Here is a 17,160-nt window from a genome sequence, read left to right as displayed (position 1 = left end):
CGAGGGTAGGCGGTGCGGATGCGGGCCGGCTCAGGGGATGAGCACGATCGACCCCGTCGTGCGCCTGGCCTCGAGGTCCTCGTGGGCGCGAGCCGCCTCCGCGAGCGGGTAGGTCGCGCCGACGCGCACGTCGAGGGATCCGTCGAGCACCGCCGCGAACAGCTCGCCCGCGCGCCAGCGGCGCTCCTCCGCGTCGAGCAGGAAGTGGGCGAGCGTGGGCCGGGTGACGGACAGGGATCCGCCCGAGTTGAGGCGCTGCAGGTCGAACGGCGGCACCTGGCCGCTCGCGCCGCCGAAGAGCACGAGCGTGCCGCGGATGCGCAGGGACGCGAGCGAGCCGTCGAACGTGTCGCGACCGACCCCGTCGTAGACCACGTCGACGCCGCGGCCGTCCGTCAGCTCGCGGACGCGCACCGGCACGTCGTCGTAGCCGAGCACGTGCGTCGCGCCGGCCGCGCGCGAGAGGGCGGCCTTCTCCGCGGTCGACACCGTGGTGATCACCTCGACCCCGCGATCCGCGAGCAGTTGCGTGAGGAGGAGCCCCACGCCGCCCGCGCCCGCGTGCACGAGCGCGCGATCCCCGGGGCCGGCCGGGTACGAGCTGGTCGCGAGGTAGTGCGCGGTGAGGCCCTGGAGGGGGAGCGCGGCGGCGACCTCCATCTCCACGCCGTCCGGCACGGGCAGCAGCGTCTCCGCGCGGACGAGCGCGTGCTGCGCGTACGTCCCGGACGCCTCGGCGGTCGCGACGCGGTCGCCCACGTGCACGCCGGCCACCCCGTCGCCGAGCGCCTCGATCACGCCGGCGGCCTCGGATCCCGGCACGTACGGGTGCGCCATCGGGTAGACGCCGCTGCGCCGGTAGGTGTCGATGAAGTTGATGCCCGCGGCGTGCACGCGGATCCGCACCTCGCCGGGCCCGGGATCCGGCACGGGGCCGTCCGTCAGTGCCATGACCTCGGGGCCGCCTGGCCCCTCCACCTCGATGCGCGCGCTCATGGGTCCAGCCTGCCGGAATTCCCCCGCGTCACACGCGGTTGGCCTCCCATAGGCTCGATGACGAGCAGGTGCGCGCGGCCCGGCCCCGCACCGATCCGGATCACGACGAAGGTGGAACCCATGGCAGGTCGCGTCTACGACGACATCACCCAGCTGGTCGGCGGCACGCCGCTCGTGCGGCTGAACCGGCTCACGGAGGGGCTCGACGCGACCGTGCTCGTGAAGCTCGAGTCGCACAACCCCGCGTCCAGCGTGAAGGACCGCATCGGCGTCGCCATCATCGACGCGGCCGAGGCGGCCGGCGCGCTCGAGCCCGGCGGCACGATCGTCGAGGGCACGAGCGGCAACACGGGCATCGCGCTCGCCATGGTCGGCGCGGCGCGCGGCTACAAGGTCATCCTCACGATGCCCGAGACGATGAGCGTCGAGCGCCGGCTGGTGCTCCGCGCGTACGGCGCCGAGATCGTGCTGACCCCCGGCCCCGAGGGCATGCGCGGCGCGGTCGAGCGCGCCCAGCAGATCGTGGAGGAGACGCCGAACGCCATCTGGGCGAAGCAGTTCGCGAACGCGGCGAACCCCCAGAAGCACCGCGAGACCACGGCCGAGGAGGTCTGGGCCGACACCGGCGGCGGCGTCGACGTGTTCATCGCGGGCGTCGGCACGGGCGGCACCATCACGGGCGTCGGCCAGGTGCTCAAGGAGCGGAAGCCCGGCGTGCAGATCGTCGCGGTCGAGCCGCTCGACTCGCCCATCCTCAACGGCGGCAAGCCCGGGCCGCACAAGATCCAGGGCATCGGCGCGAACTTCGTGCCCGAGATCCTCGACACGGAGATCTACGACGAGGTCGTCGACGTGTCGCTGGAGGACTCCATCCGCGTCTCGCGCGCGCTCGCGACCGACGAGGGCATCCTCTGCGGCATCTCGTCCGGATCCATCGTGTGGGCCGCGCTCGAGATCGCGAAGCGGCCGGAGAGCAAGGGGAAGACCATCGTCGCGATCGTGTGCGACTACGGCGAGCGCTACCTCTCGACCGTGCTGTTCGACGACCTGCGCGACTAGGCGTGGGGATCGTCGCCCGGGTCGTCGAGGACCTCCGCTCCGCGCGCGCCCACGATCCGGCCGCGCGCGGCTACCTGGAGATGGTGCTCGGCTACCCGGGCCTGCATGCCGTGTGGCTGCACCGTGTGTCGCACGCGCTGTGGCGACGGCGTCTGCGGCTGGTCGCGCGGCTGCTCGCGCAGGCGGGACGGGCGCTCACGGGCGTGGAGATCCACCCGGGCGCGCGCATCGGCCGACGGCTGTTCATCGACCACGGCATGGGCGTCGTCATCGGCGCGACGGCGGAGGTCGGCGACGACGTGCTGATGTACCACGGCGTCACGCTCGGCGGGAAGAGCCTCGTGCACGGCAAGCGGCACCCGACCGTGGGCGAGGGCGTCACCATCGGCGCCGGCGCGAAGCTGCTCGGGCCCATCTCGGTCGGCGCGGGCAGCGTCATCGGCGCGAACGCGGTGGTCGTGAAGGACGCACCCGCGGGATCCGTGCTCACCGGCATCCCCGCGGTCGAGACCGGGAAGCGGGCAGGGCGAGAGCCGGACGCGCACGTCGATCCCGCGTTCTTCGTCGATCCCGGGATCTACATCTGATGACCGATCCCGACGGCCCGGAGGCGGCGCCCACCGGCGAGGCGGTGCCCACCCCCGAGGCGGCGCCCACCCACGAGCTCAGCACGCACGGCGTCGGGCCCTGGCCGGGCGGCCCCGAGGCGTGGCCCGACGAGCCGCACCTGGATCCCGAGCTGCTGGAGCGCGGCGACACCCGCAACGTGATCGACCGCTACCGCTACTGGCGCATGGAGGCGATCGTCGCCGACCTCGACGAGCGCCGGCACCCGTTCCACGTGGCCATCGAGAACTGGCAGCACGACATGAACATCGGCTCGATCGTGCGGAGCGCCAACGCGTTCGCCGCCGACACGGTGCACATCGTCGGCCGGCGGCGCTGGAACAAGCGCGGGGCGATGGTCACCGACCGGTACCAGCACGTCGTGCACCACGCGACCATCGCCGACCTCGTGGGGTGGGCGCGCGGCGAGGGTCTGCCGATCGTCGCGATCGACAACGTCGACGGATCCGTGCTGCTCGAGACCACCCGCCTCCCCGAGCGCTGCGTGCTCGTCTTCGGCCAGGAGGGCCCGGGCCTCAGCGACGAGGCGGTGGCGGCGGCCGACATGACCGTCGCGATCTCGCAGTTCGGATCCACCCGCTCCATCAACGCGTCGGCGGCGGCCGCGGTCGTGATGCACGCGTGGATCACCCAGCACGTGTCGTTCGGCTGAGGCGCGACGGGCCGCCGTGCCCGCCTGGCAGGATGTCCCGGTGATGGACGACCGCGACCGCCGCCGACCCGACGTGACGACCGTGGAGGTCGTGGGCGGGCAGCCGCCGCTCACCGTCGGGCTGCAGGAGCACGACCCCGGCTGGGCCGAGGCGTACCTCGTGCACCGGCGGCGGATCCTCGAGGCCGTGGGCGACGCGGCGCTCGCCGTCGAGCACATCGGCTCCACGTCCGTGCCGGGTCTCGCCGCGAAGCCCATCGTCGACGTCGTGCTCGTGGTCGCGGACATCACCGCCGAGGAGGACCACGTCGAGCCGCTCGTCGCCGCCGGCTACGAGCTGCGGGTCCGCGAGCCCGGCCACCGCCTCGTGCGCACGCCCGCGCGGGACGTGCACGTGCACGTCTACGAGGAGGGCGACCCCGCGGTCGAGGCGTACCTCCTGCTGCGCGACCGGCTGCGCGCCGTCCCGGCGGACCGCGACCTGTACGCGCGCACCAAGCGGGAGCTGATGACCCGGCGGTGGGAGAGCATGGACGCCTACGCGGAGGCGAAGACCGCGGTGATCCAGGGGATCCTGTCTCGCGCGCGGGCGGCGGCCCGCTAGGCGAACGGCCATTCCGCGTGGGCGTGCGGCACCGCGACCACCTGCATGTCGTCCTCGTAGACGATGCGGCCGGGCGTGCGGGTGCGCAGCTCGTGCCACGGCACGTCGTGCCGGTCGAGGAGGTCGAGGTACTCGCGCGTGACGGCGAGGAGGTCGACGGCGTCGACGCGGAACCAGGCGCGCGCCCGCGGGTTGAGCGTGCGGTCGTAGCAGCCGGGGATCACCGTGGAGGGATCCGCGTACGCCGCGTTCATGTGCGCGTTGGAGGCCGCGATCCAGGCCATCTCCTGCTCGGACAGGCGGCCCTCGTCACGCAGGCCGTTCGCGAGGGCGAAGACGCCGGGGAAGGTGCCGTGGCGGTTGGGGGCGGCGCTCTGGAAGCGCATGAACTCGGGCATCCGGCGAGGGTAGCCCAGGGCGCCGGCCGTCGACGGGTGGCGGCCGGTCCTGTCTGGCTGGATCACCGACCTCGGACGACCGAGGGCCGGGCGGGAGAGGATCCTCCCGCCCGGCCCTCGGCCGGTGCCGCGCGCGTCAGGGACGCGCAGTCGGACGCATCAACCGCAGTGCGACTGCCAGAACTCGGGGATCCTGATGTAGAAGCCCCGGCCGTGGCAGATGCCGTTGGTCTTGACGATCTCCATGACCCCGCCCATCGCCGCCGCCATCAGGACGCAGCTGATCTTCGAGAGGTCAGGGAAGGCGGCGCAGACGGCGCCGACGGCAGCCGCGGCACCGGCGGTGAGGAGCCCGCGGAGCCACGCGTTGTTGATGAAGAGCTCCCGGTGGTCGATGGTGACGTGGATGTGGGGGACGAACTTGGTCCACCAGTGCTTGCTCTCCGTCACCGGCGCGCCGGCGGCCAGCGGGGTCGGGTGGTAGGAGGTGGTGCTGTCGAGCGCGGCGGCGACCTGGTCGTCCGAGGACGCGGTCTTGAACGCCTGGACGGTCGCCGCCATCTGCGGGTCGGCCTCGGCGGACGCGCGGAGCTCCGCGCCGGCCTTCGCCTGGGCGGCCTCCTCCGCGGGCGTCAGGTCCAGCCACTTGTCGAGGTGGTGACCCGCGACGGTCAGGCCGGTCTTGCCGACCGCCGTCATGTCGGCGTCGGAGATCTTGCCGGCGTTGACGTCGTCGAGGAAGTGGCCGTGCTCGAGGGACGCGGCGACGCGCTCCTGGGGGGACGTGGGGCCGGCGGCGAACGCTCCGCTGCCGGGGGCCGCGACGACGAGGCCGAGGGCCGCGACGACGGTGAGCGCGGTGGTCACGAGCATCTTGCGCGGGGTGAGGGACCGGGTGGCCCTCGAACGGGTGGACATGGTGATGTGCCTCCTTGTGTGCGGTGTCGGTCACCGCACTCAGAAGGTAGGAGCGGGGAGTCGGCTGTGCGGGTAGTCCCCAGTCGCGCGGGTGAAGACCAGACGAACGACTAGGGAAAGCGCTGCACCGCCGTCGTCTAGTGGAACGGCCAGTCGTCGATCGTGTGCGGGGTCGCGATCACCTGCACGGCGTCGGCGTAGACGATCCGGCCGGGCGTGCGGGTGCGCAGCTCCTGCCAGGGGACGTCATGCCGGTCGAGGAGGGCGAGGTAGTCGGCCGAGAACGCGAGGAGATCCGTCGCGCTCGCCAGGAACCAGGCCCGGGCACCGGGGTTCCGGACGCGGTCGTAGCAGTCGGGGTCGACGCTCCGCGGATCCGCGTAGGAGGCCGCGCCGCGCGCGTTCGCGGCGTCCATCCACTCGTTCTCCTCCGCCGTGAGCCGGCCGCTCAGCCGCAGGCCGTTCGCCAGCGCGAAGACGCCGGGGAACGTGCCGCGGCGGTTGGGCACGGCGCTCTGGAAGCGGACGTAGTCGGGCATGCGGCGATGCTAGGGAGACGGGCTGCGGATCCGACCGGGCGGGGGCGGAGCGGACATCCGGACGCGCGGAGCGGACATCCGGACGGTCCTCGGCGGACATCCGGCGACCGACCCGGGGATGGGAGGCTGGTGAGGCCGCGGGGATCCGCCCGCGCGCCAGACGGGAGATGCATGACCGCCGTGACCCTGATCCGCTCCGCCGCCCTCTCCGGGGTCGCCGAGTACGCCTACGCGGCGACCGCCCCCGCCGACGCGCGGCTCGTCTTCCTCGCGGGATCGTGCCCGCTCGACGCGGACGGCCGGACCGTGGGGATCGGCGACCCCGCCGCGCAGGCCGCGCGCTGCGTCGAGAACCTGCGCCTCGCGCTCGACGCCGCGGGCGCGACGCTCGCCGACCTCGTGAGCACGCGCGTGCTCGTCGCCTCCGGCAGGCAGGCCGACCTCGTGGCCGCGTGGGAGGTCGTGCGCGACGCCCTCGCCCCGCACGATCCGCCGAGCACGCTGCTCGGCGTCACCGTGCTCGGCTACGACGACCAGCTCGTGGAGGTCGAGGCCGTCGCGGCCGTCGTCGACTGAGCGGCCCGCGGATCACCGGACGTCACCCGGGTGCGCGCCCGACGACCCGTCACCGTCGTGGGCGCGCCTCCCGCATGGCGAGCACGCCCATGGCGGCGGCGAGCGCGACGGACGCGGCGGCGAGCGCCCACTGGTCCGACAGCGCGGTCGCGACGGCGGCGACGAGGAATGCGGCGGCGGCGATCCACCAGAGCGCGACGCGGTTCATGTCCGACCTCCCTGAGCGGTCGAGCATCGCCGCCCGCATCCAGGGTGCCGCCCGCCGGAGTCGCCGACAAGCGTCGGACGGGAACGGGGGCGCGAGCTCTCGGAGCGCGGCTCAGAGGGCGGCGGCGCGCCAGGCCGCGATCTCGTCCGCGAGCTCCGCCTTGCGCGCGGGCGAGGCGAACGAGGCGTCCACCGAGTTGCGGGCGAGGAGCGCGACGGCGTCGTCGTCGAACGCGTGCGCCACGCGCAGCTGGCGCAGGTTCTCGCCGAGGTAGCCGCCGAAGTAGGCGGGGTCGTCGCTGTTCACGGTCGCGAGCACGCCGCGGGCGAGGAGCTCGGGCAGCGCGTGCTCGTCGAGCGTCTCGTTCACGCCGAGGCGCACGTTCGAGAGCGGGCAGACGGTGAGCGGGATCCGCTCGGCGACGAGCCGGTCGACGAGCGCGGGATCCTCGAGGCAGCGCACCCCGTGATCCACCCGCTCCACGTGCAGCAGGTCGAGCGCCTCGTGGATGTAGGCCGGCGGCCCCTCCTCGCCGGCGTGCGCGACGGCGTGCAGGCCGAGCTCGCGGGCCCGCGCGAAGACGTGGACGAACAGGGAAGGCGGGTAGCCGACCTCGGCCGAGTCGAGGCCCACGGCGAGCAGCTCGTGCGCGCGGTCGGCGACCGAATCGAGGGTCGCCATCGCCTCCTCCACCGGCCGGTCGCGGAGGAAGCTGAGGATCAGGCCGCCGGAGATGCCGTGCCGCACGTGCGCGTCGCGGAGGGCGTCGAGCAGGCCGTCGAGCACGTCGTCGACGGCGACGCCGCGGGTCGTGTGCGCCTGCGGGTCGAAGGACATCTCCACGTGCCGGATCCCGTCGGCCGCGGCCCGCTCGAGGTACGCGGCGGCGAGGTCGTGGAAGTCGCGGCGCGTGCGGAGGACGGCGGTGCACGCGTAGTAGAGGTCGAGGAACGACTGCAGGTCGGTGAACGCGTAGCGCGAGCGGAGGTCCTCGATGTCGGCGTACGGCAGCTCGACGCCGTTGCGCTCGGCCAGCTCGAACACCAGCTCCGGTTCGAGCGTCCCCTCGACGTGCAGGTGCAGCTCGGCGGTGGGCGGGAGCGTGGAGATCATCCGTCCACGGTAACGGGCGGGCGCGGGTTCCCGCCGGGTCGGCCGCTGGGCGGGCGGCCGCTCGTAGGCTCGGGGGATGGAGGCGTTCGAGGTCACGGTGCTCGGGGAGCGGTGGCGGATCGCCGAGCGGGAGCCGCGGGGCGTGACCCCGACCTACGACCTCGACTGGCTGAGCGGTCCGGCTGGCGGGACGTACGGGTTCGCCGTCGGGGGAGCGCGGCGCACCCCCGAGCAGCTGATCGCGGAGGCGACCGCGTTCGTGGAGGGCTTCTCCGAGCCGGGCAGCATCGGCGAGGACTTCCCGGGCTTCGTCCCGGCCCGCTTCCGGGGCGAGGGCTGAGGTCGAGGGGCGGCCGAGGGCCACGACCCGTCTGCGAGCATGGCCGCATGGATCCCGACGCCGAGCCCGACCTCGTCCCCGAGCTGCTGGTCACCGACCTCGCCTCATGCTCGAGCAGACCGGCATCGTCCGGAACTGGGTGACGGGGCCGCTGGAGCGGCCGTTCGGGCGGGGGATCAACTTCCAGATCGCCGTCGAGGACGCCGACGTCGTGGCGGAGACGCTCTCCGCGGCGGGCGTCGCGCTCTTCCTCGAGCCGGAGACGACCTGGTACCGGATCGGCGGCGAGGAGGCGGGGGTGCGCCAGTTCCTCGTGCAGGATCCCGACGGGTACCTGGTGCGCTTCCAGTCGTCCGTCGGGCGGCGGCCGGCCTCGGCGGAGCCCGCCTAGGCCGTCGGCTCGCCCGCCGGACCGGACGGGGCGTCGTCGCCCACGCCGCGCGCGGGCTCGCCCTCCCAGGACTCCAGGGTCCAGTCGCGTCCCGAGCCCTCGAGCACCACGACGCCGGTGTTCTCCAGGGCGTGGTCGGCGACGAAGGCCGCATCGAGGCCGCGGGCCCGGATCCCCGCCCAGCAGCGGATGGCCGCGCCGTGGCTGACGAAGGCCACCGTGCCGTGACCCGACTCCTCGGCCTCCTGGACGACGGCGTCGAAGCGCTCCGCGAACCCGCGTCCCGTCTCCCCGCCTGCCAGGGTCAGGTCGTCCTCGCCGGCGACCCAGCTGATCATCGTCTCCAGGTACTCCACGACCGCGTCCCTGTCGCCGCGCATCTCCAGCCCGCCCGCGCCGATCTCCCGGAGCCCCGCGCGCTCGACGGGCGCGAGGCCGAGCGCCCCCGCGAGCGGCGCGGCCGTCTCGTGGGTGCGCCGCATGCTCGACACGTAGAGGGCGCCGATCGCCTCGCCGCGCAGCGTCTCCGGCAGCCGCGCCGCCTGCGCGCGCCCGAGCTCCGTGAGCCCGGGGCCGGGGATGCGGGTGTCGAGGACTCCCGCCACGTTGGAGCTGGTCTGGCCGTGGCGGATGAGGATCAGGCGCATGCTCCGACGGTAGCGCGGGAGGGGGCGGGCGGATCGAGCTGGCCCCGAACCCTAGGGCGACGCGGGATCCCCGCCCAGCTCCGGCAGGAGCTCGACCACCGCGGGGTGCAGCCGCGGCCGCCTCGGCTGGGGGAGCAGCGCGACGACCGGCTCGTAGGTCATGAGGAAGGCCTGGTAGTTCACGATGCCGAACAGCGCGAGGTCGTGGTCGTCGAGGGGCTCACCCCGATGCAGGCGGACCACGGCGTCGCGGGCCCCCAGCGATCCCACGAGGAGGCCCAGGTTCAGGGCGCCGTCCTCGTCGCCGGCGACCCGCGGGCGTCCCCGGAGCCTCGGGCGCCTCCGCGGCGGCCTCCCTCGCCCGGAGCCCCTTCAGCTCCGCCGACGGCCAGAAGGCGATCCAGGCGATGGACGCGATCGCGGCGCCCATGATCATCGAGGGGATGTCCATGCGCTCGACGCTACCGACGCCGCGCGCGCCGGCGCATCCGTCGCACGGCGGACGGACCCGTGGCGGACCCCCGACCCCGATCGCGACGCGCGACGCCGCGCTCATACGCCGGGTGGACCGCCCGCCGACGAGCCGCTCGACACCCCCGCCGCCCGCAGGAGGTGCCCGTGCAGGAAGTCCGCGGTGCGCTCGAGGGCGTCGGTGCGGGTGCTCATCTCGGCGAAGTCGTGGCGGCCTCCCTCGACGAGCACGAGCTCGTGCGGCACGCCCTGCTCCGCCAGGGTCGCGGCGAGGGAGAGGCTCTGCTCCACCGGCACGACCCGGTCGTCGGTGCCGTGCAGGAGGAACATCGGCGGCGAGGCGGGGGTGATGTGGTCGGCCGGCCGGAACCACCGCCCGCCGTCCTCGTCGGGTGCCCCGATCGCGGCCCGGAGCGGTGAGCCCGAGGCGCGGAGACCGGCGGAGATCAGCGGATCGTGCATGCCGTACCAGCTGGCCACGGCGCAGATCCCCTCGGACTCGGCAGCGCCGACGATGGTGGCGATCGTCGCGCCCGCCGAGTTCCCCCACAGCGCCACGGCTGATGGATCCAGGTTCAGCTCGGACGCGTGCGCGCGCAGGTACTGGAGGGCCTCGCGCACGTCGTCGAGCGGTGCGGGGAAGCGCGCCTCGTTGCTCGTCCGGTAGTCGACGCTGGCGACCGCGACGCCGCGCTCCGCGAGCCGCACCAGGGCCGGGAGGTAGCGGACGCGGTGGACGTTGCGGAATCCGCCGCCCTTGATGAACACCACCAGCGGCGTGGGGGATGCGGACACCGGCTTGAGGAGGTCGAAGCGCAGCTGGCGCCCGCCGGGGAGGAGGTGCCCGTCCTGGTACTGCGCGTACACGAGGTCCGGGTAGTGCTCGACGAAGGAGCGCGTCGGGTCGGAGAGGCGCACGGCGGTGGTGTGGTCCACGGGGTCCTGCCCATCGGGGAGTCGACGGCCGTGGCGCTCCGGCGAGTCGCCTCGGGTGAGGAGGACCTCACGGGAGCATCGTGCACCGGCGCGCTGGGAGGCGGTCGGCCGGCACCGTGCGCCGGTCCGTTACGGTGCCGGGATGCCCGCGAACGCCATCCGCCCCCGCCTCCTCTTCGTCAGCGACCTGGGATACCCGGCGAAGGGCCGCCGCTACTGCGACGAGGACATCGACCTGTCCGCGCGCCTCGGCGCGGACTTCGACATCGCGATCTGCCACCCGTCGGCGGCGGTGGGCCTCATGGACCGCTTCGACGTCGTCGTGGTCCGCAACAGCGGGCCGGTGATCCACGACATGGCCGGATACGAGGCGTTCCGCGCGGCGGCGCGGGAGAGCGGCGTGCCGGTGTTCACCGACCTCCGCGGCAAGGCCGACCAGGTCGGCAAGCAGTACCTGCTCGACCTGTTCGCCGCCGGCTACCCGGTGATCCCCACCGTCGACGACCTCGTGCACCTCGACCTGCTCCCGGCGGGGGACGCCTTCGTGGTCAAGCCGCGGTTCGGCGCCGACTCCCTGGGCCTCGAGTTCGTCACGCGCGACGACCTCGCGACCGTCGACCTCGGGGGCCGGCTCCTGCAGCCCCGCATCGACTTCGCGCACGAGATCTCGTTCTGCTTCGTCGACCGGACCCCGCAGTACGCGCTGTACGCCCCGGATCCGGCCGCCAGGTGGCAGCTCGAGCCGTACGCGGCCACCCCGGCCGACTGGGACTTCGCGCAGCGCTTCGTCGACTGGAACGACGTCGAGCACGGCATCCAGCGGGTGGACGCGTGCCGCACCCGTGCGGGCGAGCTGCTGCTCGTCGAGCTGGAGGACCTCAACCCGTACCTCTCGCTCGACCGCGTCGACGCGGCCACGCGGGACGCGTTCGTGGCCAGCATGACGCGGTCGCTGCACGCACTGGTGCGCGGGGACTGACGCCGACGCGAGCGGCCGCCGAGACGCGGACGGGCCCCGCGGATCCGAGGATCCGCGGGGCCCGTCGACGTGGTGTCGCTGCTTACGCGAACGTCTTCGCGTCGATCACGAAGCGGTAGCGCACGTCCGACTTGAGGACGCGCTCGTAGGCCTCGTTGATCTGGTCGGCCGAGATGAGCTCGGTCTCGGGCACGATGCCGTGCTCGGCGCAGAAGTCCAGCATCTCCTGCGTCTCGGCGATGCCGCCGATCATGGATCCGGCCCAGCTGCGGCGCGCGGGGATGAGCGCGAACGCGGGGATCTCGAGCGGCTCGGACGGGGCGCCGACGTTGACGAGCGTGCCGTCGATCGCGAGCAGGCCGATGTACTTGCTCATGTCGAGCTTCGCGGAGACCGTGTTGATGATCAGGTCGAACGAGCTGGCGAGCTCGGTGAAGGTGCTGTCGTCGCTGGTCGCGAAGTAGCGGTCGGCGCCGAGGCGCAGGCCGTCCTCCTTCTTGGAGAGCGTCTGCGAGAGCACGGTGACCTCGGCGCCCATCGCGTGCGCGATCTTCACGGCCATGTGGCCGAGGCCGCCCATGCCGACCACCGCGACGCGCGTGCCGGGGCCCGCGTTCCAGTGGCGCAGCGGCGAGTAGGTGGTGATGCCGGCGCAGAGCAGCGGCGCGACCTTCTCGATGTCGAGGGACTCGGGGACGCGGAGCACGAAGTCCTCGTCGACGACGACGGCCTCGGAGTAGCCGCCCTGCGTGATGGTGCCGTCGGCCGGGTCGGTGCCGCCGTAGGTCTGGATGTTGCCCTTCAGGCAGTACTGCTCCTGGCCGGCCGTGCACTGCTCGCACTCCTTGCAGGAGTTGACCATGCAGCCGACGCCGACGAGGTCGCCGACCTTGTGCTTGGAGACGTCGGAGCCGACCTCGGTGACGCGGCCGACGATCTCGTGGCCGACGACCTGCGGGTAGGCGATGGGGCCCCACTCGCCGCGGACGGTGTGGATGTCGGAGTGGCAGACGCCCGAGTAGGCGATGTCGATGGAGACGTCCTTCGGGCCGACGTCACGGCGCTCGATGGTGGTCTTGATGATGGGATCGGTGGCGGACGGGGCCGCGTAGGCGTTGACGGTGCGCATGGGTTCTCCTTGTGCTGTCCGGTGGGGGAGGGGAGGGATCGGGTCGATCCGGCCGCGCCCTCTTCGGATGCGGTACCCCTCGACGGTACGCCTGCGGAGGCGGTTCGCCGAAACGGCGGAGGTGCTCGCGCCGCCGCCGGATAGCGTGGCAGGATGCCCGCACCCGACCTCACCACCCCGACGCGCACGCGATCCGGGCCGGTCGCAGGCCTCCGCGACGGCGACGTGATCCGCTACCTGGGGATCCCCTACGCGACGGCCGGCCGGGGCGCGCCGCCCGTGCCCGCGGTGCCGCGGACCGGATCCGACGGCGGGCCCGTCGTGCTGGCGGCCGTGCATCCCGCGCCCGCATGCCCGCAGCCGTCGTCGCGGATCCTCGACACGCTCATGCAGGGCGCCCTCGACGGCGTCGCGCGCTCGGAGGACTGCCAGGCGCTGTCGATCACGCTGCCCGCCGACCGCGCGCCCGGCGAGACGCTGCCCGTGATCGTGTGGTTCCACGGCGGCGGCTACACGACCGGCGCGGGCGACCTCGCGATCCACGACCCACGCGCGCTCGTGGTGGAGCAGCGCGTGATCGTGGTCGCGGTGACCGCGCGGCTCGGGTACCTCGGGTTCGGCGGCGGCGGCCCTGATGGGCCGCCGGCGAACCTCGGCCTCCTCGACCAGCTCGAGGCGCTGCGCTGGATCCGCGACTCGATCGGCGCGTTCGGGGGCGACCCCGCGTCCGTCACGGCGATGGGGCAGTCGGCCGGCGGCGACGCGATCCTGCACCTCATGATCAGCGACGGCGCGCGCGGCCTCTTCCGGCGGGCGATCGTGCAGAGCCCGCCGGTGGGGATCACCGGCGGGCGCGAGGGCATGTTCCGGGCGATGGCGCGCGTGACGAGGTCGCTCCCGGCCGACGCGCCGCTCGACGCCGTCCTGCGCCGACAGGCCCGGGCCGAGCGCGCGTCGTGGGCGTCGGGGATCCGCGCGGGCCTGCCGTGGGGTCCGCGCTACGGCCACGCGCCGCTGCCCGCCGAGGCCGACCGCGACGCCGCTTGGCGTGCCGCCGCCCCCGAGGTCGACCTCCTCATCGGCACCACGCGCGACGAGACGGCGATGTACCTGCCCGCGCTGCCGGTGATCGCGCCGCTGCTGCGCGTGCCGGTCGTGGGTCGAGCGCTCCGCCGCGTGCTGATGCGGACGGTCGTCCAACCCACCACCCGCGCCGTCTACACGCGACCCGTCCGCGTGTTCGCCGCCCGGCATCGCGCCGCGGGCGGCCGTGCCGTGCGCTACGTCCTCCGCGCGGCGCCGGAGTCGAGCCCCATCGGCGCGGGCCACACGGCTGACGTGCCGCTGATCCTCGGCACCCGCGAGGCCTGGACCCGCATGCGGCTGGTGCCGCCGGAGGCATGGTCCGAGGTCGCCGCGCGCGGGCAGGCGGTGCGGCAGGTGTGGGCCGACTTCGCGCGCACGGGCGAGGTCGCGGCCGAGGCGGACGCGCGCGCGTGCGGGATGCGGTTCGACCGGGGGTGATCCCGCCGCCCGCCGCCCGCCGCCGAGGCGCGTCAGTCGATCTGCACCCGCACCGGCCCCGCCCCGCGGTCGCCCAGCGCGTCGTCCGGGTTGAGCAGCCCGCACGCCTTCATCGACAGGCAGCCGCAGCCGATGCAGCCGGTGAGCTCCCGCTCCAGCCGCTCGATGCCCTGGCGCCGCTCCTCGAGCAGGCGCTTCCACCTGCGCGACGCGCGCTGCCAGTCGGCGTGGCTCGGCGGGCGGTCGAGGGGCACGTCGTCGAAGGTCGACTGCACGTCGGCGAGCGGGATCCCGAGGCGCTTGGCCACCGTGATCAGCGACACCCGGCGCAGCATGTGCCGCGCGTACCGGCGCTGGTTGCCGGCGGTGCGCTCGGCGGCGATGAGGCCGAGGTCCTCGTAGAAGCGGAGGGCGGACGCGGCGACGCCCGTGCGGCGGGTCATCTCGCCGACCGTGAGCAGCTCGTCGGGCGCGTGCCGGGGCCCTGCCTGCGCATCCGCCACGACGTCTCCCCTCGATTGACCTCAAGGGTACGTGAGGTTCTAACGTGGACACCATGCGCATCACCCGCCCCGCCGTCACGACGGCCCCCACCCGTGGAGACGCCCTGTGACCTACGTGATCGCCCTCCCGTGCGTCGACGTCAAGGACCGCGCCTGCATCGACGAGTGCCCGGTCGACTGCATCTACGAGGGCGAGCGCTCCCTCTACATCCATCCGGACGAATGCGTGGACTGCGGCGCCTGCGAGCCGGTGTGCCCGGTCGAGGCCATCTACTACGAGGACGACCTGCCCGAGAAGTGGTCCGACTACTACACGGCCAACGTCGAGTTCTTCGCCGAGATGGGATCCCCCGGCGGCGCCGTGAAGGTCGGCACCGTCGCGTACGACCACCCGGTGGTGGCCGCCGTCCCGCGCCCGGACGCGACCGCGTGAGCGCCGACACCGACCTCTTCAAGGCAGCCTTCCGCGGTCACCCGGCCGGCGTCGCGCTCATCACCGCGCGCACCGCGGACGGGCCGTCCGGCCTCACCGCGTCGAGCGTCGCGTCGCTCTCGGTGGATCCGCCCGCCCTCTCGTTCTCGGTGACGCGCGCCACGGGATCCGCCGGCGCGATCCTCTCGGCCGACAGCTACGTCGTGCACCTGCTCGCCGGGCAGCACGCCGCGCTGGCCCGCGCGTTCGCCGTGTCCGGGTCGCCGCGCTTCACCGAGGAGCAGGGCTTCCAGGAGCTCCCGACGGGCGAGCCGCTGCTCGCCGACGCGCGCGCCGCCCTCCGCTGCCGCACCATCCAGACGGTGCCGGTCGGCGGATCCGTGCTGGTCGTCGCCGAGGTGCTCGACGTGATCCTCGGGGAGCCGGCCCCGCCGCTCGTCTACCGCGACCGCCGCTTCCACCTGCTCGAGGACGACCACCCGGAGCTCTGACGCCGGGCGGCCGCCTTCGCCGCGATTCACCGGCGGACGGGGCCGCCCCACCCGCCCGGGCTCTCCGGCAGGTAGCGGAGGGGCGCGTCTGCCTCGTCCGTCCCCTCCCGTGGCCTCGGGCTGGGGGCGTCGTCGAGCAGCTGTGCGCATATGGCGGAGATGGAGCGCGCGAGGTCGGGTGCGGCCCCGGCGTCCGGCTTCTCCGCCGCCACGAATCCCGAGATCTCCGCGATCGTCGACCTGACCAGCTCGTCGGCGCCGCGCAGTCCCCACGACCGCGCCTCGGCGATGAGGTGCACGGCTCGGATGTCGCGATGCTGTCGCACACCGTCGATGTGGAGGGCGACGACCGGGTCGACGTCCTGGTGCAGCTGGGGGACGATGTCGTAGGCCGGTGCCAGGGTCATGGAACCGTCCGGGCGGTGGAGCAAGGACAGGTTCTTGGCGTGCATGTCGAGGTTCCCGACGGCAGCCGAGAGGGTCATCATCTGTGCCAATCGCGCGAGCGATCCCGCGTCCGCCTGTCGCACGACGCGCGCGATCGCGGCGAGGCCGGGGTGACCGTCGTCCTCGTACTTCCCGTCGCCGCCCATGCCGAGCGCCTGGTTGAAGTCCTCCTGGTGGATGCGTCCGTCGGGAGAGTCCGGATCGCGGTCGTAGCGTTCGATCACGAGCGCCGACGTGCGGCCGAACATCCTGATCTCCGTCGCGTAGTCGAGCAGCCCCAGATGCCGGGCGATGCGCGCCCCGTACTCCTCGTCGAAGATGAGGGTCGGCATGGTCATGAGGATGGGCTTGATGATGTGGGTGGACGGGAAGCCGTCGAGGGGTTCCGCCCAGCCGGAGGCCGTCCGGGCCAGCACGATCTTGTCCTGCACTCCGGCGAGCGAGGACATCCGACGGGCTGTGCTGTTGCCGAGCGGTGCGGCCCTGACGGCCTTCATCGACTCCTCCACGCGGAGATCGTCGATGGGGACGGCTGCGGGCGTCCGCGGTTCGTCGGGGCCTTCCGGATCCCAGATGCGGAGGGCCCCGGCGACGTCGCGTCCGTATCGCGCCAGCATGCCGATCGTGTAGTCGGCGGTGACTCCTGCGCGTCCCGCCAGGCTGGTCCGCGCGCGCCCCTCGGGCAGCAGCTCGTCGAAGAAGTTCCGACGGAGAGCGGCGTCTCCCGGTCGGGCACGCGTGGTGAGGGGGACGGCGACGGAGAGGATCCGACTGCCGATGCCGTGGGCGGCGACCGCCTCCGGGTCGGCGACGAAGTCGAAGCTGCCACGCCTCTCGATCAGCTCACCGAGTCGCTCGCCGTAGAGCTCCACCGCGAGCCGCATCAGTGGGCGTCCGGACCGTCGCCGAGGTCGGCGCTCAGTGTCAGGCCGGTCTCGCGAGCGAATTCGAACAGTCGCTCGAGGGCCTTGATCGACTTGCCGAGCTCCATCTCCGCGATGTAGCTCTGCCGGACGTCGAGGACGGCGGCCAGCTCGCGCTGGGTCATGCCGCTCTGCAGGCGCGCCTCGCGCAGGACGAGACCGAGGGCGGTCGGATCCGTGATGGCCGCGGTGCGCATGCTGTCTCCCATCGCGATGTCACGGACCGATGCGATCCGCAAATCCCGATCAATCTAGC

At 73.5% G+C, this 17,160-nt stretch carries 24 protein-coding genes; 11 read left to right on the top strand and 13 right to left on the bottom strand.

The features are described 5' to 3' along the window. Nucleotides 1-30 precede the first annotated feature (30 nt). Nucleotides 31-996, bottom strand: a complete 966-nt coding sequence (locus ITJ44_RS06280) for a quinone oxidoreductase (protein WP_194633851.1) — start codon at nucleotides 994-996, stop codon at nucleotides 31-33. 120 nt (nucleotides 997-1,116) lie between these two features. Between ITJ44_RS06280 and cysK the strand changes: the two genes are divergently transcribed. From cysK to ITJ44_RS06260, 4 genes are read left to right on the top strand one after another with little or no spacing between them, the layout of a single operon-like run. After that, complete coding sequence (gene cysK / locus ITJ44_RS06275; RefSeq protein ID WP_194633850.1) at nucleotides 1,117-2,055, top strand: cysteine synthase A; 939 nt, start codon at nucleotides 1,117-1,119, stop codon at nucleotides 2,053-2,055. Nucleotides 2,056-2,057: 2 nt separating this feature from the next. Continuing rightward, nucleotides 2,058-2,642, top strand: coding sequence for a serine O-acetyltransferase EpsC (epsC, locus tag ITJ44_RS06270; protein ID WP_194633849.1), 585 nt, complete (start codon nucleotides 2,058-2,060; stop codon nucleotides 2,640-2,642). Further along, nucleotides 2,642-3,334, top strand: a complete 693-nt coding sequence (locus ITJ44_RS06265; protein WP_228494503.1) for an RNA methyltransferase — start codon at nucleotides 2,642-2,644, stop codon at nucleotides 3,332-3,334. Before epsC ends, ITJ44_RS06265 begins: the two co-directional genes overlap by 1 nt. A gap of 43 nt (nucleotides 3,335-3,377) precedes the next feature. Next, a complete protein-coding gene (locus tag ITJ44_RS06260; RefSeq protein WP_194634092.1) occupies nucleotides 3,378-3,938 on the top strand; it encodes a GrpB family protein in 561 nt (186 codons plus the stop codon). Here the strand turns inward: ITJ44_RS06260 and ITJ44_RS06255 are convergent. The 3 genes from ITJ44_RS06255 to ITJ44_RS06245 all read right to left on the bottom strand — a co-directional run bounded on the left by ITJ44_RS06255 (nucleotide 3,935) and on the right by ITJ44_RS06245 (nucleotide 5,793). After that, complete coding sequence (locus ITJ44_RS06255) at nucleotides 3,935-4,336, bottom strand: hypothetical protein (protein WP_194633848.1); 402 nt, start codon at nucleotides 4,334-4,336, stop codon at nucleotides 3,935-3,937. The two genes, ITJ44_RS06260 and ITJ44_RS06255, sit on opposite strands and share 4 nt — an antisense overlap. Nucleotides 4,337-4,495: 159 nt before the next feature. Continuing rightward, complete coding sequence (locus tag ITJ44_RS06250; RefSeq protein ID WP_194633847.1) at nucleotides 4,496-5,254, bottom strand: hypothetical protein; 759 nt, start codon at nucleotides 5,252-5,254, stop codon at nucleotides 4,496-4,498. Nucleotides 5,255-5,391: 137 nt separating this feature from the next. Further along, entirely contained in the window at nucleotides 5,392-5,793 is a 402-nt protein-coding gene (locus ITJ44_RS06245) for a hypothetical protein (protein ID WP_194633846.1), read from the bottom strand. Between the two features lie 171 nt (nucleotides 5,794-5,964). Between ITJ44_RS06245 and ITJ44_RS06240 the strand changes: the two genes are divergently transcribed. After that, on the top strand, nucleotides 5,965-6,369 hold the full coding sequence (locus ITJ44_RS06240; RefSeq protein WP_194633845.1) for a RidA family protein: 405 nt from the start codon (nucleotides 5,965-5,967) through the stop codon (nucleotides 6,367-6,369). Between the two features lie 49 nt (nucleotides 6,370-6,418). Here ITJ44_RS06240 and ITJ44_RS06235 read toward each other — a convergent pair whose 3' ends face one another. Both ITJ44_RS06235 and ITJ44_RS06230 read right to left on the bottom strand, forming a co-directional pair. After that, entirely contained in the window at nucleotides 6,419-6,577 is a 159-nt protein-coding gene (locus ITJ44_RS06235) for a hypothetical protein (RefSeq protein WP_194633844.1), read from the bottom strand. Between the two features lie 111 nt (nucleotides 6,578-6,688). Further along, a complete protein-coding gene (locus ITJ44_RS06230) occupies nucleotides 6,689-7,690 on the bottom strand; it encodes an adenosine deaminase (protein ID WP_194633843.1) in 1,002 nt (333 codons plus the stop codon). A 76-nt stretch (nucleotides 7,691-7,766) separates the two neighbouring features. On the opposite strand from ITJ44_RS06230, the gene ITJ44_RS06225 reads away from it, so the two are divergent. Both ITJ44_RS06225 and ITJ44_RS06220 read left to right on the top strand, forming a co-directional pair. Further along, nucleotides 7,767-8,030: a hypothetical protein gene (locus ITJ44_RS06225; RefSeq protein WP_194633842.1), complete on the top strand. Its 264-nt coding sequence runs from the start codon at nucleotides 7,767-7,769 to the stop codon at nucleotides 8,028-8,030. Between the two features lie 106 nt (nucleotides 8,031-8,136). Beyond that, the gene (locus ITJ44_RS06220) at nucleotides 8,137-8,421 is read left to right on the top strand and encodes a hypothetical protein (RefSeq protein ID WP_194633841.1); all 285 of its coding nucleotides are present in this window, start codon (nucleotides 8,137-8,139) and stop codon (nucleotides 8,419-8,421) included. On the opposite strand, the gene ITJ44_RS06215 is transcribed toward ITJ44_RS06220, so the two are convergent. From ITJ44_RS06215 to ITJ44_RS06205, 3 genes are all read right to left on the bottom strand, one after another. Further along, on the bottom strand, nucleotides 8,418-9,068 hold the full coding sequence (locus ITJ44_RS06215) for a histidine phosphatase family protein (protein WP_194633840.1): 651 nt from the start codon (nucleotides 9,066-9,068) through the stop codon (nucleotides 8,418-8,420). The two genes, ITJ44_RS06220 and ITJ44_RS06215, sit on opposite strands and share 4 nt — an antisense overlap. Nucleotides 9,069-9,119: 51 nt before the next feature. Then, nucleotides 9,120-9,338, bottom strand: a complete 219-nt coding sequence (locus ITJ44_RS06210) for a hypothetical protein (RefSeq protein ID WP_194633839.1) — start codon at nucleotides 9,336-9,338, stop codon at nucleotides 9,120-9,122. Between the two features lie 282 nt (nucleotides 9,339-9,620). Continuing rightward, nucleotides 9,621-10,475: an alpha/beta hydrolase gene (locus ITJ44_RS06205; RefSeq protein ID WP_194633838.1), complete on the bottom strand. Its 855-nt coding sequence runs from the start codon at nucleotides 10,473-10,475 to the stop codon at nucleotides 9,621-9,623. A 142-nt stretch (nucleotides 10,476-10,617) separates the two neighbouring features. On the opposite strand from ITJ44_RS06205, the gene ITJ44_RS06200 reads away from it, so the two are divergent. Then, nucleotides 10,618-11,454: a hypothetical protein gene (locus tag ITJ44_RS06200; protein ID WP_194633837.1), complete on the top strand. Its 837-nt coding sequence runs from the start codon at nucleotides 10,618-10,620 to the stop codon at nucleotides 11,452-11,454. An 82-nt stretch (nucleotides 11,455-11,536) separates the two neighbouring features. Here the strand turns inward: ITJ44_RS06200 and ITJ44_RS06195 are convergent, their stop codons facing one another. Beyond that, on the bottom strand, nucleotides 11,537-12,583 hold the full coding sequence (locus ITJ44_RS06195; protein ID WP_194633836.1) for an NAD(P)-dependent alcohol dehydrogenase: 1,047 nt from the start codon (nucleotides 12,581-12,583) through the stop codon (nucleotides 11,537-11,539). A gap of 153 nt (nucleotides 12,584-12,736) precedes the next feature. Between ITJ44_RS06195 and ITJ44_RS06190 the strand changes: the two genes are divergently transcribed. Then, nucleotides 12,737-14,107 carry a carboxylesterase family protein gene (locus ITJ44_RS06190; protein ID WP_194633835.1) on the top strand — a complete coding sequence of 457 codons (1,371 nt, stop codon included), beginning with the start codon at nucleotides 12,737-12,739 and terminating at the stop codon, nucleotides 14,105-14,107. Nucleotides 14,108-14,139: 32 nt separating this feature from the next. On the opposite strand, the gene soxR is transcribed toward ITJ44_RS06190, so the two are convergent. Continuing rightward, on the bottom strand, nucleotides 14,140-14,610 hold the full coding sequence (gene soxR, locus ITJ44_RS06185) for a redox-sensitive transcriptional activator SoxR (RefSeq protein ID WP_194633834.1): 471 nt from the start codon (nucleotides 14,608-14,610) through the stop codon (nucleotides 14,140-14,142). Between the two features lie 106 nt (nucleotides 14,611-14,716). Here soxR and fdxA point away from each other — a divergent pair, with 106 nt between their 5' ends. Further along, on the top strand, nucleotides 14,717-15,043 hold the full coding sequence (gene fdxA / locus ITJ44_RS06180; protein ID WP_194633833.1) for a ferredoxin: 327 nt from the start codon (nucleotides 14,717-14,719) through the stop codon (nucleotides 15,041-15,043). Next, nucleotides 15,040-15,534 carry a flavin reductase family protein gene (locus ITJ44_RS06175; protein WP_194633832.1) on the top strand — a complete coding sequence of 165 codons (495 nt, stop codon included), beginning with the start codon at nucleotides 15,040-15,042 and terminating at the stop codon, nucleotides 15,532-15,534. The genes fdxA and ITJ44_RS06175 overlap by 4 nt, the downstream gene beginning before the upstream one ends. A 26-nt stretch (nucleotides 15,535-15,560) precedes the next feature. Here the strand turns inward: ITJ44_RS06175 and ITJ44_RS06170 are convergent, their stop codons facing one another. Continuing rightward, entirely contained in the window at nucleotides 15,561-16,865 is a 1,305-nt protein-coding gene (locus ITJ44_RS06170; protein WP_194633831.1) for a type II toxin-antitoxin system HipA family toxin, read from the bottom strand. Then, complete coding sequence (locus tag ITJ44_RS06165; RefSeq protein WP_194633830.1) at nucleotides 16,865-17,101, bottom strand: helix-turn-helix transcriptional regulator; 237 nt, start codon at nucleotides 17,099-17,101, stop codon at nucleotides 16,865-16,867. The genes ITJ44_RS06170 and ITJ44_RS06165 overlap by 1 nt, the downstream gene beginning before the upstream one ends. Between the last annotated feature and the right edge of the window lie 59 nt (nucleotides 17,102-17,160).

Source organism: Clavibacter sp. VKM Ac-2873, assembly GCF_015351075.1.
Classification (GTDB): domain Bacteria; phylum Actinomycetota; class Actinomycetes; order Actinomycetales; family Microbacteriaceae; genus Clavibacter.
Note: the sequence above shows the minus strand (reverse complement) of the source record. Positions and strands in the feature narration are given on the sequence as shown.